Origin of the sequence: Kitasatospora papulosa, assembly GCF_000717245.1 — a bacterium.
Lineage (GTDB): Bacteria > Actinomycetota > Actinomycetes > Streptomycetales > Streptomycetaceae > Streptomyces > Streptomyces papulosus.
Window position 1 is genome coordinate 56,382 of the sequence record NZ_JNYQ01000014.1, and the last position, 13,795, is coordinate 70,176.

Annotated in this window: 16 protein-coding genes and 1 riboswitch; of the genes, 5 read left to right on the forward strand and 11 right to left on the reverse strand. The window is 71.8% G+C overall.

The window, feature by feature from the left end; translation table 11 throughout:
* The first annotated feature begins 30 nt into the window (after window positions 1–30).
* Window positions 31–1,059 carry an NAD-dependent epimerase/dehydratase family protein gene (locus IA22_RS0128100; RefSeq protein WP_030125206.1) on the forward strand — a complete coding sequence of 343 codons (1,029 nt, stop codon included), beginning with the start codon at window positions 31–33 and terminating at the stop codon, window positions 1,057–1,059.
* Window positions 1,060–1,135: 76 nt separating this feature from the next.
* On the opposite strand, the gene IA22_RS0128105 is transcribed toward IA22_RS0128100, so the two are convergent.
* The 8 genes from IA22_RS0128105 to IA22_RS0128140 all read right to left on the reverse strand — a co-directional run bounded on the left by IA22_RS0128105 (window position 1,136) and on the right by IA22_RS0128140 (window position 8,187).
* On the reverse strand, window positions 1,136–2,713 hold the full coding sequence (locus IA22_RS0128105; protein ID WP_030125207.1) for an alpha/beta hydrolase: 1,578 nt from the start codon (window positions 2,711–2,713) through the stop codon (window positions 1,136–1,138).
* A 152-nt stretch (window positions 2,714–2,865) separates the two neighbouring features.
* Window positions 2,866–3,651, reverse strand: a complete 786-nt coding sequence (locus IA22_RS0128110; protein ID WP_030125208.1) for an urease accessory protein UreD — start codon at window positions 3,649–3,651, stop codon at window positions 2,866–2,868.
* Window positions 3,648–4,325 carry an urease accessory protein UreG gene (ureG, locus tag IA22_RS0128115; protein WP_030125209.1) on the reverse strand — a complete coding sequence of 226 codons (678 nt, stop codon included), beginning with the start codon at window positions 4,323–4,325 and terminating at the stop codon, window positions 3,648–3,650. The genes IA22_RS0128110 and ureG overlap by 4 nt, the downstream gene beginning before the upstream one ends.
* Window positions 4,326–4,401: 76 nt before the next feature.
* Window positions 4,402–5,067: an urease accessory protein UreF gene (locus tag IA22_RS0128120; protein WP_030125210.1), complete on the reverse strand. Its 666-nt coding sequence runs from the start codon at window positions 5,065–5,067 to the stop codon at window positions 4,402–4,404.
* Window positions 5,068–5,084: 17 nt separating this feature from the next.
* Window positions 5,085–6,806 (reverse strand): urease subunit alpha, encoded by a 1,722-nt coding sequence (locus tag IA22_RS0128125; RefSeq protein ID WP_014157611.1) that lies wholly within the window; start codon window positions 6,804–6,806, stop codon window positions 5,085–5,087.
* The gene (locus IA22_RS0128130; protein WP_014157610.1) at window positions 6,799–7,110 is read right to left on the reverse strand and encodes an urease subunit beta; all 312 of its coding nucleotides are present in this window, start codon (window positions 7,108–7,110) and stop codon (window positions 6,799–6,801) included. The genes IA22_RS0128125 and IA22_RS0128130 overlap by 8 nt, the downstream gene beginning before the upstream one ends.
* Before the next feature lie 14 nt (window positions 7,111–7,124).
* Entirely contained in the window at window positions 7,125–7,427 is a 303-nt protein-coding gene (locus IA22_RS0128135) for an urease subunit gamma (protein ID WP_014157609.1), read from the reverse strand.
* Between the two features lie 139 nt (window positions 7,428–7,566).
* Window positions 7,567–8,187 (reverse strand): TetR/AcrR family transcriptional regulator, encoded by a 621-nt coding sequence (locus IA22_RS0128140; protein ID WP_030125211.1) that lies wholly within the window; start codon window positions 8,185–8,187, stop codon window positions 7,567–7,569.
* Window positions 8,188–8,297: 110 nt separating this feature from the next.
* Between IA22_RS0128140 and IA22_RS0128145 the strand changes: the two genes are divergently transcribed.
* The gene (locus tag IA22_RS0128145; protein ID WP_030125212.1) at window positions 8,298–9,293 is read left to right on the forward strand and encodes a hypothetical protein; all 996 of its coding nucleotides are present in this window, start codon (window positions 8,298–8,300) and stop codon (window positions 9,291–9,293) included.
* Between the two features lie 84 nt (window positions 9,294–9,377).
* Here the strand turns inward: IA22_RS0128145 and IA22_RS0128150 are convergent, their stop codons facing one another.
* Window positions 9,378–9,677 (reverse strand): type II toxin-antitoxin system Phd/YefM family antitoxin, encoded by a 300-nt coding sequence (locus tag IA22_RS0128150; RefSeq protein ID WP_030125213.1) that lies wholly within the window; start codon window positions 9,675–9,677, stop codon window positions 9,378–9,380.
* A gap of 87 nt (window positions 9,678–9,764) precedes the next feature.
* Between IA22_RS0128150 and IA22_RS0128155 the strand changes: the two genes are divergently transcribed.
* The 3 genes from IA22_RS0128155 (at window position 9,765) to IA22_RS0128165 (ending at window position 11,728) form a co-directional block, all read left to right on the forward strand.
* Window positions 9,765–10,400: an ATP-dependent Clp protease proteolytic subunit gene (locus tag IA22_RS0128155; RefSeq protein ID WP_030125214.1), complete on the forward strand. Its 636-nt coding sequence runs from the start codon at window positions 9,765–9,767 to the stop codon at window positions 10,398–10,400.
* 7 nt (window positions 10,401–10,407) lie between these two features.
* Window positions 10,408–10,716 carry a hypothetical protein gene (locus IA22_RS0128160; RefSeq protein ID WP_014157604.1) on the forward strand — a complete coding sequence of 103 codons (309 nt, stop codon included), beginning with the start codon at window positions 10,408–10,410 and terminating at the stop codon, window positions 10,714–10,716.
* Between the two features lie 365 nt (window positions 10,717–11,081).
* Window positions 11,082–11,254, forward strand: a riboswitch (cyclic di-AMP (ydaO/yuaA leader).
* A 3-nt stretch (window positions 11,255–11,257) separates the two neighbouring features.
* Window positions 11,258–11,728 carry a C40 family peptidase gene (locus IA22_RS0128165; protein WP_014157603.1) on the forward strand — a complete coding sequence of 157 codons (471 nt, stop codon included), beginning with the start codon at window positions 11,258–11,260 and terminating at the stop codon, window positions 11,726–11,728.
* A gap of 152 nt (window positions 11,729–11,880) precedes the next feature.
* On the opposite strand, the gene IA22_RS0128170 is transcribed toward IA22_RS0128165, so the two are convergent.
* Together IA22_RS0128170 and IA22_RS0128175 are read right to left on the reverse strand one after the other, a co-directional pair.
* Entirely contained in the window at window positions 11,881–12,312 is a 432-nt protein-coding gene (locus tag IA22_RS0128170; protein WP_030125215.1) for an ATP-binding protein, read from the reverse strand.
* A 195-nt stretch (window positions 12,313–12,507) separates the two neighbouring features.
* Entirely contained in the window at window positions 12,508–13,656 is a 1,149-nt protein-coding gene (locus tag IA22_RS0128175; protein ID WP_030125216.1) for an 8-amino-7-oxononanoate synthase, read from the reverse strand.
* Window positions 13,657–13,795: the final 139 nt, after the last annotated feature.

Genomic DNA, 13,795 nt, shown 5'->3' on the forward strand with positions numbered 1-13,795 from the left:
GTCCTCCGTATGAGCAGAGGACGAGCGTTCGTGCTGGGTGCGACGGGACAGATCGGCCGGGCCGCGGTGCGGGCCCTCTCCGGGGACGGCTGGGAGGTGACCGCGGCCTCGCTGGGAGGCGGCCGCGACGGCACCTGGGACAGCGGTGTCCGTACCGTCGCGCTGGACCGCGAGGAGGAGGGCGCCCTGTCGGCCGCGCTCGGTGAGGGCTGCGACGTCCTGGTCGACACGGTCGCGTTCGGGCGCGGCCACGCGGCGCAGTTGACGGAGTCGGGACGGCGTGCCGGGTCCGCCGTCGTCATCTCCAGCGGCGCGGTGTACGAGGACGGGCGGGGCCGCAGTTTCGACACCCAGGGCGAGCCGGACGGCTTCCCCGCGTATCCCGTGCCGATACCGGAGACGCAGCGCACGGTCCCGCCCGGCGACACGACGTACGCGACCCGGAAGATCGCGCTGGAACAGGACCTGCTGGCGGCCGGCGACGTATGGCCGGTGACGTTGCTGCGGGCGGGCGCGGTGCACGGGGAGCACTGCCGCACGCCGCGCGAGCTGTACTTCGTCAAGCGTCTGCTGGACGGGCGCAGGCGGCGGGTCCTGGCCTACGGCGGGGAGAGCCGCTTCCATCCGGTGCACGTGTCCAACGTCGCCGAGCTCATCAGGCTCGCCGCTCTGCGGCCCGCGTCCCGCGTGCTGAACGCGGGGGATCCTCAGGCGCCGACCGTGGCCGAGATCGGTGCGGCCGTCGACGGCGTGCTCGGCGTGGAGACCGAGACCGTGCTGATGCCGGGTGCCCCGCCCCGGGACGGTGTCGGCGAGACCCCCTGGAGCGGGTCGCGTCCCGTCGTCTACGACATGTCGGAAGCCGCGAGGCAGTTGGGCTACCGCCCGGTGACGGGGTACGCCGAGTCGCTGCCCCGGACGGTGGCGTGGCTCGTGGAGCAGCTCGACGGGCGCGACTGGAGGGAGGCGTTCCCGAAGATGGTGCGCAACTACGGCGAGACGCTGTTCGACTACGCGGCCGAGGACGCGTGGCTGGACCGGCACGAGCGGACGGTGTGAGCGACCCGTGCCGCGGGGAAGGTGAGCGGGCGGCCGCCGTAGGACATCGGCCGCCCGCTCACGTCAGGGGGTGTTGCTACGGCTTCGGTGTGGCGTGCGGGGTGCACGTCACATCGTGCCGGTCGGTCTTCCCCGTGAGCAGGTAGGTGTCCACCCGCTCGTTGACGCAGGGGTTGACCAGGCCCGTGACACCGTGCGAACCGGCGCCCTTCTCGGTGACGAGACGGGAGCCCTTGAACCGCTTGTGCAGCTCGACGGCGCCCTCGTACGGGGTGGCGGCGTCACGCGTGGACTGGACGATCAGTACCGGGGGCAGTCCCTTGCCGGTGCGGACGTCCAGCGGCGTCCGCTGCGTGGACGGCCACGTGGCGCAGGGCAGGTTCATCCAGGCGTTGGCCCAGGTCATGAACGGGTACTGCTGGTGCAGACGGGTGTTGTCGCGGTCCCACTTCTTCCAGCTGGTGGGCCACTTGGCGTCCGCGCACTCGACCGCCGTGTACACGGCGTTGCCGTTCTCCGCGCTGATGTTGCCCGCGGTGTCCGACAGGTCGGGTGCCGCGGCGTCGATCAGCGCCTGGGTGTCGCCGCCCAGGTAGTCGCTCCAGATCCGGGCGGTGGGCGCCCAGGCGGAGTCGTAGTACGGCGCGCTCTGGAAGAAGCCGATGAGCTCGGCGGGGCCCACGACGCCACCGATCGGGTTCTTCTTGGCCGCGGCCCTCAGCGTCAGCCAGGCCTGCTCGACCTTCTCGGGCGTGTCACCGATGTGGTAGGCGGCGTCGTTCTGCGCGACCCATGCCTTCCAGTCGTTCCAGCGGGTCTGGAAGGCGACGTCCTGGTTGAGGTTGGCCTCGTACCAGATGTTGTCCTTCGCCGGGTTGACCACGCTGTCGACGACCATGCGGCGCACGTGCGTCGGGAAGAGCGTGCCGTAGACCGCGCCCAGGTAGGTGCCGTAGGAGACACCGAGGAAGTTGAGCTTCTTCTCGCCGAGCGCGGCGCGGATCACGTCCAGGTCGCGTGCGGTGTCGGGCGTCGTCATGTGCGGGAGCATCTCGCCGCTGCGCTCGGCGCAGCCGTCGGCGTACTCGGCCGCGAGCTTGCGCTGGGCGCGCTTGTCGGCCTCGCTGTCCGGCACCGGGTCGGCCTTGGGGGCCTTCACGAACTCCTGCGGGTCGATGCAGGAGATCGGCGCCGAGTGGCCGACGCCGCGCGGGTCGAAGCCCACGAAGTCGTACGCCTTCGCGACCTTCGTCCAGAGCGGGTTCTTGGTGACGATGCGCTTCGGGAACGCCATGCCCGAGCCGCCGGGACCGCCGGGGTTGTAGACGAGCGCGCCCTGGCGCTCTTCCTTCGTGCCCGTGCTGACGTGCCGGTCCACGGCGAGCTTGATCTGCTTGCCGTTCGGCTTGGCGTAGTCGAGCGGAACGCTCACCCAGCCGCACTGGATGGGCGCGGCGATCGCCCAGTCGGCCGGACAGTCCGCCCAGTCGATTCCCGCGTCCGCGGCCCGGTCCGCGGCGATCTGCACGCCGCGCGCTTCCCGGTCGCCGTGGTGCCGGCTGTCGGCACCTGCGGCGGGTGCGGCCATCGCCCCCGCTATGAGCGTGCCCGCGATCAGAGTGCCGGCCGAACCGAGCACCGCTGTGCGTCTCAAGTGGAACCTCCCCCTGCGTGATGCGCCGCGGTGGCGGCGCGTTGGTTCATGCGTCCAGGTGGATCCTTTCGTCTGTGAGGTTGCTGAGAACAGGGCGTACGCGTGTTTCTTTACCGAACCAATAACCGGTGTCGTTGTCCCGCTGAGCGAACTCAGCGCCTTCGGAGGGCCCTTGAATCCTTCAACAGGCCTTCCAGTGCCTCGTCCAGCACGGCTCGCAGCAGTCGGGCGTCCGGGGCGAGCGCGGTCACCAGAACGGCGGGGCCGGCCAGCGGGGTGAGTGCCGCGGTGGTGCCGAGCAGCCGTGGGGCGGGGAGGCCGTGGTCGAACGCGGGGTCGACCAGGAGAAGTTGGCCGACGGCCCGGTGACCGCCCAGGACGGCCGCGCGGTCCCACCCTCCGGGTGCTCCCGGCCCGTAGGCCAGGTGCTGGTCGAGCAGCGGCCGTCCGGCTCTGCGCACCGTGAGACGGGTCGAGAGCCTTCCGGTGGGTTCGCCGTGCCGGCCCAGGACCTGTTCCTCGCGGAGCACCAGGCGGGCGGTGGGCGCGAGGTCGGCCCGGGTGGTCATGTCGAGCGCACTGCCGCGGGCGGATACGAGCTGTTCGGGGAGCCAGCGGAGCTCGGCCCCCTCCCCCGCGCTCAGCCGCACGGTGTACGACGCCGGCCCGGCGTCCGGACCGGCCCCCGGCAGCGCCACGGTGGCGGCCGCGGCGTCCACCGTCAGCCGGGCCCCGTCCTCGGCCCGTACCTCGACGGCGAGCCGGTCGCCGCCGAGTGGCGCGCTCATCGCGCCGACCACGGTGACGCGCGCGTACCCGGTCTCCGGGGACCGGGTCCGGCGCAGGGCGAGCGGCCCGTCGCTCTCGAGCAACGGAAGCGCGGTGGAGCCCCGTCCGTCCGCGACGGCGGTGATCCGGGCGGTGGCCGTGACGCTCATACGGCCCAGTCCGCGAGCCGCGCCCGCACCCAGTCGGCGACGGGGGCGACACCGTCGGCACCGGTCAGGGAGGTGAACACCACAGGCAGTTCCCCACGCTGGGCCGCGGCGTCGCGCGCCATCCGGTCCAGGTCGGAGCCGACGTAGGGGGCGAGGTCGGTCTTGTTGACGACGAGCAGGTCGGCGGTACTGACACCGGGGCCACCCTTGCGCGGGATGTCGTCACCTCCCGCGACGTCGATGACGAAGATCTGGGCGTCGACGAGCCCTCTGGAGAACGTGGCCGTCAGATTGTCGCCGCCCGATTCGACGAGGATCAGATCGAGCGGGCCCACGGCATCCTCCAGGTCCTCGACCGCTTCGAGGTTGGCGGAGATGTCGTCGCGGATCGCGGTGTGCGGGCATGCGCCGGTCTCCACGGCCTGGATGCGCTCGGGCGGAAGCACCGCGTTGCGGAGGAGGAAGGCGGCGTCCTCGCGGGTGTAGATGTCGTTGGTGACGACGGCGATGGAGACACGGTCGCGCAGGAGGCGGCAGAGGGCCGCGACGGTGGCCGTCTTGCCCGAACCGACCGGGCCGCCGAGGCCGATGCGCAGCGCGCGGCGGGTGCCGTCGGGGCGGGCGGCGTCGGCGCTGACGGCCGCGGGGCCGTCGTGTGTGTGGTCGAGGTGCATGGGTGCGGCTCCAGGTGAGGGCGGGTGGGACGGGGCTCCCGTCGGCCGGGCGCGGGCAGGGGCTCCGAGTCGGGATTCAGGAGGCGAACAGGCGGACCGGCCAGGCCGCGTGGGCCTCGGCCGTGATGTCGAGCAGGGGGGCGGAGGCGGCGGGCAGCGCGTCGATGCCGTGCCGCGCCGCCTCGGCCGCCTGTTCGGCGACCTCGTCGAGTGCGGGTGCCAGCCGGGCGAGCACGGCCGTGGCCTCGAAGGGGTCCAGGGACAGCAGGCGGACCACCGCGGTGGCGGGGCCGCTGACCGTCTCGTAGGCGACGCAGTGCGCGGCGTCGGCGGGCTCCAGACCCGCGGCACGGGCAGTGAGCCCGAGGACGACCGGCTGGTGGGCGCCGCGCGGCCGGGCTTCGGCGAGCGCGGTGAGTGCGGGGCTGGGCCAGGTGGCCCGCGCCGCCCTCATCAGCTGCCGGCCGAGTTTGCGGGCGACGGCTCTGAGCGCGGGCGAGGGGGTACGGGCGTCCGCGGCCTCGTCGAGGGCGAGCGGGTCGAGGCCGTGGGCCGCGGCCGCGGCGAGGGCGGCCACGGTGAGCCCGGTCGTGTGGAGCCGGCCCAGGCAGAAGTCCGCCAGGTCCTGGGCGTTCCTGATGTGTCCTGCCTTGACGGCCGGTTCGGCGCCACCGGAGTGGGCGTGGCCACCGGCGGGGAACCGGCCGTCGGCGAGGACGAGCAGGGCTGCGCGCGTCGTCATGAGGTGCCGTCCCGTCCTCAGAAGAGGAAGTAGCGCTGGGCCATCGGGAGTTCCGCGGCGGGGGCTGGGACGACAGGATCACCGTCGATGGTGACGGCGAAGCTGTCGGGGTCGACCTCGACCCGGGGCAGGGCGTCGTTCTCGCGCATGTCCGCCTTGGTGACGCCACGGGTGCTGCTGATCGGCACGAACCTCTTGCCGAGTCCGAGGTGTTCCGGCAACCCGGCCTCGACGGCCGCGGAGGAGACGAAGTTGAAGGAGTTGGCGGCGGGGGCCCGTCCCACGGCCCCGAACATCGGACGGGGCATGACCGGCTGCGGCGTGGGGATCGAGGCGTTGGCGTCGCCCATCTGCGCGTAGGCGATCTGGCCCCCCTTGATCACTGTCTGCGGCTTGACGCCGAAGAACGCCGGGTCCCACAGGACGAGGTCGGCGAGCTTGCCCGGTTCCACGGAGCCGATCTCACGGTCCAGCCCTTGGGCCACCGCCGGGTTGATGGTGTATTTGGCGACATAGCGACGTGCGCGGTGGTTGTCGGCGGCCCCGTCGCCCGGCAGCGCGCCGCGCCGCCGCTTCATCACGTGGGCGGTCTGCCAGGTGCGCAGGATCACCTCGCCGATGCGGCCCATCGCCTGGGAGTCCGAGGAGATGATCGAGATGGCTCCGAGGTCGTGCAGGATGTCCTCGGCCGCGATGGTCGAGGGGCGGATGCGTGACTCGGCGAAGGCGAGGTCCTCCGGGACGGTGGGGTTGAGGTGGTGGCAGACCATCAGCATGTCGAGGTGTTCCTCGATCGTGTTGACGGTGTGCGGGCGGGTCGGGTTGGTGGAGCTGGGCAGGACGTAGGGCTCCGACACCACGCTGATGATGTCGGGGGCGTGGCCGCCTCCCGCGCCTTCGGTGTGGTACGCGTGGATCGAGCGCCCGGCGATGGCGGCCAGCGTGTCGGCGACGAACCCGGCCTCGTTGAGCGTGTCCGTGTGGATGGCGAGCTGGGCTCCGGTCTCCTCGCAGACGCCCAGGCAGGCGTCGATCACGGCGGGGGTCGCTCCCCAGTCCTCATGGATCTTGAACCCGAGTGCCCCGGCGCGCAGTTGGGAGTGCATGGCCTCGCGCGACATCGTGTTGCCCTTGCCGAGCAGTCCGATGTTGACGGGGTAGCCGTCCAGCGCCTCGAACATCCGGGCCAGGTGCCAGGGCCCCGGGGTGATCGTGGTGGCCTTGGTCCCCTCGGCCGGGCCCGTACCCCCGCCGACCAGTGTGGTGATCCCGGAGGACAGGGCCTGGTCGACGAGGGTCGGCGAGATGAAGTGGACGTGCGCGTCGATGGCGCCGGCGGTGACGAACTTGCCGTTGCCCACGATGATCTCGGTCTCGGGCCCGATGACCAGTTCGGGGTGGACCCCGTCCATCGTGTCGGGATTCCCGGCCTTGCCGATCCCGGTGATCCGGCCGTCGCGGATGCCGATGTCGGCCTTGACGACGCCCCAGTGGTCGATGATGACGGCACCGGTGATCACGGTGTCGGGGGCGCCCTCGGCACGGGTGGTCCGCGCCTGGCCCATCGACTCGCGGATCACCTTGCCTCCGCCGAAGACGGCCTCGTCCCCGGCCAGTCCGGGACCGCCGGACCGGTCCTCCTCGATCTCGACGACCAGATCGGTGTCGGCGAGCCGGATGCGGTCACCGGTGGTGGGCCCGAACAGGTCTGCGTACACGGGACGGCTGAGCTCAGGCATCGAGGGGACCTCCGGTGTCGCCGCGCAGTCCGGGAACGACGCGCAGACCTGCGAGCGGGACGAGTTCGACGTCGACGGGGATTCCGGGCTCGAAGCGCACGGCGGTTCCGGCGGCGATGTTCAGCCGCAGCCCGTGGGCCGCGCGGCGGTCGAACTCGAGGCCGGTGTTGGCCTCGGCGAAGTGGTAGTGCGAACCGACCTGGACGGGCCGGTCGGCGGCGTTGAGGACGGTGAGGCGGGTGACGGGACGGCCCTCGTTGAGCGGCACCGCGCTCCGCGCGTAGAGGATCTCTCCGGGGATCATCGGCTGCTCCCCCGTCAGACGATCGGCTCGTGGACCGTGACCAGCTTGGTGCCGTCCGGGAAGGTGGCCTCCACCTGGACGTCGTGGATCATCTCCGGGATGCCCTCCATGACGTCGTCACGGGTGAGCACCTTCCGGCCGGAGGCCATGAGTTCGGCCACGGTCCGGCCGTCGCGGGCGCCCTCCAGGAGGTGCGAGGTGATCAGCGCGATCGCCTCGGGGTGGTTCAGCCGCAGTCCGCGCGCCCTGCGCTTCTCTGCCACATCGGCCGCCACATGGATGAGCAGGCGTTCCTGTTCGTGCGGAGTCAGTTGCACGCTTCCACCCTCTTCGTCTGTCGCCCGGTACCTGCCCCGGGCGCAGCGGGACCCTATCCCGCCTTCAACACTCTGTTGAACGATGAAGAGGATTCCGCGACCAGGTATTGCACGTTAGGGCGCAAGTTTTTCCGGCGCGTTAACTGATCTTTTGCAGATCCATGGACATCAGCGCGCGCAGCCCGTTCTCCAGGACTCCGGGCTCGACCCCGCCGAACAGCGCCTCCTGCGCGATGAACCCCTGGGCGGTCGCGATCATGGTCCGGGCGACGTCGTCGGCCGGCACGCCGGACGGCATGAGCCCGGCCGCGCGGTAGGCCTCGACCAGCCTGGCCCAGGCCACGCGCATGCCCGCATACCCCTCGGCGAGCGTGTTCGAGAGCCGGTCGTTGCGCAGGGTCTCGGCCCACACCTGGACGACGAGCGCGGCGCACGCGCGACGCTCCAAGCCGTACATCTGCCCCTCGAACACCCCCCGCAGCACCCTGCCCAGCAACACGTCGGGCGTGGGCGGCGGAGCCGACTCGGCGGCCTCCTCGAACGCACGGCGGATGCCGCCGAACGCCTCGTCGGCGATGGCCGCGATCAGGTCCTCCTTGCCCGCGAAATAGCGGTAGACGGCCCCGGCGGACAGGCCCACCTCCTTCAGCACGTCCTGCATCGACGCACTGTGGAAGCCGTTGCGCGCGAAGCAGTGCGCCGCACCGGAGAGGATCTGGCGGCGGCGGGCGTCGAGGTGCTCCTGGGATACACGTGCCATGGCGCCAATCTAAAACGAACGTTCCTTCTTGACAAGCGCCCAGGGCGGAGCGGACAGTGTCCGCACAACGTAAAACGAACGATCCTTCTCTTTGAATCGAGGCAGCCGTCATGCCTGCTGCGCCCAACCGCCGCGCGGTCGCCGTCATCCTGCTCGTCCCGCTGATCGTGACACTCAGCCTGTGGGCCTTCTCGTGGCCCGCGGCCCGGATCGCCCCGCGCGACCTGCCCGTGGGCGTCGCGGGTCCCGCGCCGGCGGCCGATCAGCTGCAGCAGGCGTTCGAGCAGCGCGAAGGCGCCTTCGAGATCCACCGGTACGCGGACGCGGCGGCGGCCCGCGAGGCCATCGGGGACCGCGTCGTATACGGCGCCGTCGTCGTCACCGGCAAGGGTCCGCAGCTGCTCACCGCCTCGGCGGCGAGTCCTGTCGTCGCCCAGCTGCTGACCGAGGCCGTCAAGGGGGCCGCGCCCGCCGGGGCAGCCGTACCGGTCACCGACGTCGTCGCGGCCCCGAAGGCGGACCCACGCGGCGCCGCCCTGGGCGCGAGCATCCTGCCCCTGGCCCTCGCCGGTGTCGCCGCGGGGGCGATGATCACCCTCATGGGGCTGCGCGGCTCCCGGGCGGCCCTGACCCTCGTCGGCGCGGCCGGGCTGGTGGGCGTGGCGGCCACGGCGATCGCCCACAGCTGGCTGGGCGTGATCACCGGGGACTGGTGGACGGAAGCGGGCGCCATCGGGCTCACCGTGCTGGCCATAGGGCCGGCCGTGGCCGGGCTCGCGGCGCTGCTCGGCACGAAGGGCATCGGCCTGGGCGCGCTGCTGATGGTGCTGCTCGGCAATTCCTTCTCGGGTGTCACGAGCGCGCCCGAACTGCTCCCCGAACCGGTCGGGGCGATCGGCCAGTGGCTCCCGCCGGGCGCCGGTGGCTCACTGCTGAGGTCGGTCGCGTTCTTCGACGGGGCCGCGGCGAGCGGCGCGGCGCTGGTCCTGGCGGCGTGGGCCGTACTGGGCCTGGCCGCGGTGCTGACCGGCGGCCACCGCCGGAAGCCGAATACGGAGGAGGCGGTGGCACCCGGTCACGCTCGCGAACCGGCCCTCACGAGCTGACGGCACACCGCCCGAAAGAGCCGTGCCCCCACCGGGAGAGGTGGGGGCACGGCTCTTCGTCGTCACCGGGAGCCCGCGCGGACGTCAGCGTTCCCGCTCCTCGTGACCCCGGCGCTCGGCGGCGATACCGAAGCGGTGCCGTTCGCCCGTGGCGGACGGCACGGAGCGCAGCGAGGACACCGAGCTGATCACCTGCTCCTCGGCGGCGGCCTCCTGCGCCTCGGCCTCCTCGCTCTCCAGTCGCTGCAGGTCAGCGGCGGACACCAGAGCGACCAACGGCTTCCCGTGACGGGTCACCACCACACGCTCACCGCCGTAGACGACACGGTTGATCAGTTCGGCGAGCTCCGCCCGGGCTTGCGTCACCGGAATCTCGTAGGCCATGACCCCATTCTAACCTCCTGTACGTCCTGTACATTTTTTACGTACGTCGATTTCGTGCAGCCCGAGGCCCCCAGGAAAGGCATCGCCATGTTCCGTACCGCCGCCCGCTACGTTCTGCCCGAGTTCACCGAGCGCACCGCCCACGGAACCCGGAACACGGATCCGTACGCGAAGCTGCTGTCCGAGCGGATCGTCTTTCTCGGTACGCCGGTCGACGACACCGCGGCGACCGACCTCGTCGCCCAGTTCATGTATCTGGAGCACGCGGATCCCGACCGGCCGCTCTCCCTGTACATCAACTCGCCGGGAGGCTCGTTCGACGCCATGACGGCGATCTACGACACCATGCGGTTCCTCGCCTGCGAGGTGGAGACCTTCTGCCTCGGGCAGGCCGGGGCGGCCGCCGCCGTGCTCCTCGCCGCCGGCGCGCCGGGACGCCGACATGCCCTGCCGGGCGCCCGGGTACTCATCCAGCAACCCGCTCTGGACGAGCCGGTCCAGGGCCAGCCGTCCGATCTCGAGATCCGCGCCCGCGAGTTGACGCGCGAGCGCGAGCTGCTCACGTCCCTGCTGGCCCGCCACACGGGTCGTTCCACGGAGCGGATCAGCGCCGACATCGAGCGGGACACCATTCTCGACGCCGAGGCCGCCCTGGCGTTCGGGCTGGTGGACCACGTCATGGAGAACCGCACGCCGTCCCAGCCGCCGCACTCGTCGAGGTGAACACCCGATGCTCCCACCGCAGTTCCCCCCACTTCCCGCACTGACCCGCGCCGAGGCCGAGTTCATCGACCGCTACCTGGAGGTGCTCGACCAGGTCGGGCGCATCAACCCCGCCCGGGGCAGCGACACCTACGGAGCGCTCCGGGCGGCCCAGGCCCTCGCGTCGCGGGCCGTGGCCTTACGGGAGGCACTCGTCCTGATGCATGAGCGGGGTGAGTCGCAGATCCACGCGGAAACCCTGGCCAGGGCCTTGCGGCTGCTCGACGGAGATCGCCGGGCGGGCCGCGTCGCCCTGCCTCAGGAGCCTTCGAGTTGAGCGTGTTCACCACCGACTGGCCGATCACACCGACCTCTTCGGCACAGGTGTGCGACACGCCCGGCGGGCTGACCAGTTTCCCTCGCTCGATCGGCGTAGGAGGTCCCCCGCCCGAGGGACAGCCCAACTTGCGCAACTGGGGCGGACACTGAACGGAACGCGTTGCTCCATCGCTGGTACACGGCTGGTCGGGTCCGGTCGCGGCGACTCGGCCCAGACCGCGTCCACTCGATCGGATCAGTCGTGACGACTCTCACATAACGGCACTTCAGACAGGAAATCCGGCAGCGCGTAGGTAAAGATCCCTGGGACGACAAGCCCCCGCCGCCGCGGCGGGGCGGTCCGGGCGGACGCCGAGTCCTGCCGCCGTCCGGATGCCTGGTCGACAGGAGTGGATCGGCAGGAGTGGAGGACCCGAGCACAACGGGCCGGCCGGAGTTCCGGACGGCCCTCGGGGTGAAGCCGCTGCACGCGGCCGGGCAACTTCGCCAGCCCGAACCCGACAGGTCATCCTTCACAGGCGGCTGACGAAGGGTTGCGCATGACTGCGCAGGTTCATGTCCCGTCTCTGTTCGCCCGGGTCGGTACGGCCTCGGTCCTGACCTTCGCCGTAGGCACCACGGTGCTGGCCCCGGGCTTCGCGCCCGAAGCCGAGGCCGCCACCCACGCGACGAAGGCGCTCAAGATCGCCGCCTCGAAGAAGGGCGCACCCTATCGATGGGGCGCCACGGGCCCCTCCCGGTTCGACTGCTCAGGGCTCACGCTCTATTCGTTCAAGAAGGCCGGCAAAAAACTCCCCCGCACGGCGCAGCAGCAGTACAACAAGACCCGCCATATCTCCAGGTCGCAGCGGAAACGCGGCGACCTGGTCTTCTTCCACGCGGGCCGCAGTGTGTACCACGTCGGCATCTACGCGGGCAGCGGGAGGATCTGGCACTCGCCCAAGGCCGGGGCGGTGGTCCGGCTGGAGAAGATCTGGTCCGGGAAGGTCTGGTACGGGAGGGTCCGCTGACGTTCCTCCCCCGCTGGTGCGGCGCGGCAGGGGACCGGGCGCCAGGACGCTGACCGACGCGTCGGGGGCCGCGCCCCGCCTCACACGGGCGGTGCGCGGCCGGCCCGGCGGCCGAACCCTGACCCGGGCGTGGATGCCCCCGTGCGAGGGCGTCAGGCCTGCGCGGGAACGGGCCAGGGAAGGGCGATCGACACGGTCTTCCCCCCGTCCGGGGTGGGGCTGACGCCGAGCCGGCCTCCGTGCTTCTTGGCCAGGGCCCGGATGATCACCATGCCGCGGCCGTTGTCCTGCCGCACCGCGGCGGGCAACCGCTGGGGCCAGCGGGGGTGGCTGTCCGTCACGCCGAGGTAGAACTCGACGTCCCGGTCGAGCCGGAGGTCGACGGTGAAGGTGGGCGACTGCCCGAAGGTGTGCTGGACGGCGTTGGTGGCGAGTTCCGAGACGATCAGCCGGATGGTGTCCGCGGTGTCGCCGTCCTCGGCCAGGCCCCAGTCCGCGACCACCCGGGCCACGAACCTCCGGGCCGCGGAGACCGAGACCGGATCGCTCGGCAGAGTGACGGTTGCTTCCTGATGGTCTGCCATGGCGACCCCGTCCCTTTCGCGCCCGACCGGCGCACGGCCGGCCTGGATTGTGCCTCGCGTCAGACTGCCACCGATGCCGCCCTCCATGACGGCCATCCACCAAGATATGCATATATCTATCGCCCGATACGGTGAACTCCGCCGCCCCGGCCTCGCACGGACAGGGCACCTGTCCCGGCCCGGGCGGCCGTCCGGTCAGCCGACCGACAGGGGCGTCGTCGCGAGGATCGTGTCCACGGCGGTCGCGATCTGCTCCTGAGTCAGGTCGGCACGGGCGGTCAGCCTCAGCCGCGAGATCCCGTCGGGTACCGACGGCGGCCGGAAGCATCCCACGGCGAGCCCCGCGGCACGGCAGTCGGCGGCCCAGCGCACCGCCGACTCCGCCGAGGGCGCGCGGACCGACACGACGGCGGCGTCGGGACGCACGGCGGTCAGACCGGCCGCCACCAGTCGCCCGTGGAGCTCCACGGCGACGTCCCGGACCCTCGCCGCGCGTTCGGGTTCGCGGCGCAGCAGCCGCAGCGCACCCAGGGCCCCGCCGACGGCCGCCGGCGCGAGTCCCGTGTCGAAGATGAACGTACGGGCCGTGTTGACCAGGTGCCGGACGACCCGGGCGGGGCCGAGTACGGCTCCGCCCTGGCTGCCGAGCGACTTGGAGAGTGTGAGCGTGGCGACGATCCCCTCGCCGCCCGCGAGCCCGGCCGCCGCGAGTGCGCCGCGCCCGCCCTCCCCCAGGACGCCGAGTCCGTGCGCGTCGTCCACCACCAGGGGCGCACCCGCTTCGCGGCAGACGCCGGCCATTACTCCGAGCGGGGCGGCGTCCCCGTCCACCGAGAAGACGGAGTCGGTCACGGCCAGCGCCCGCCCGCCGTGCGCCCGGAGTGCCTTGCGTACGGCCTCGGGATCCGCGTGCGGGACGACGGCTGTGGCGGCCCGGGAGAGCCTGCAGCCGTCCACGATCGAGGCGTGGTTGCCCGCGTCGGAGACGATCAGCGAGTCGTGCCCGGTCAGTGCCGTGAGCGCGGCGAGGTTCGCCGCGTAGCCCGAGGAGAACACCAGGGCCGCCTCGAACCCGCAGAAGGCCGCCAGTTCGCGCTCCAGTGCGGCGTGCAGTTCGGTGGACCCCGTGACGAGCCGTGATCCGGTGGCGCCCGCCCCCCAGGTCCGTGCCGCCGCTGCCGCCGCCGCCGTCACTTCGGGATCACGGCTCAGCCCGAGGTAGTCGTTGCCGGCGAGGTCCAGCAGTTCCGTCTCCGCGGCCCGGGGGCGCAGCGTCCGGACGAGTCCGGCGTCGGCTCGGCGCCGGGCCTCGTCGTCGATCCAGTCGAAGGGGGCGTAGGACATGAGCGGGTCCCTTTTTGTAGGCAGCTCACAGACCTTAGCCGGGTGCGCAACAGGCCAGGGTGTGGCAATACCCACAGCATCGACCGGACGTACTGTCCGGTTCCTCCTTGGCCGATGGCGGTGCCGTACGTCAGGATCA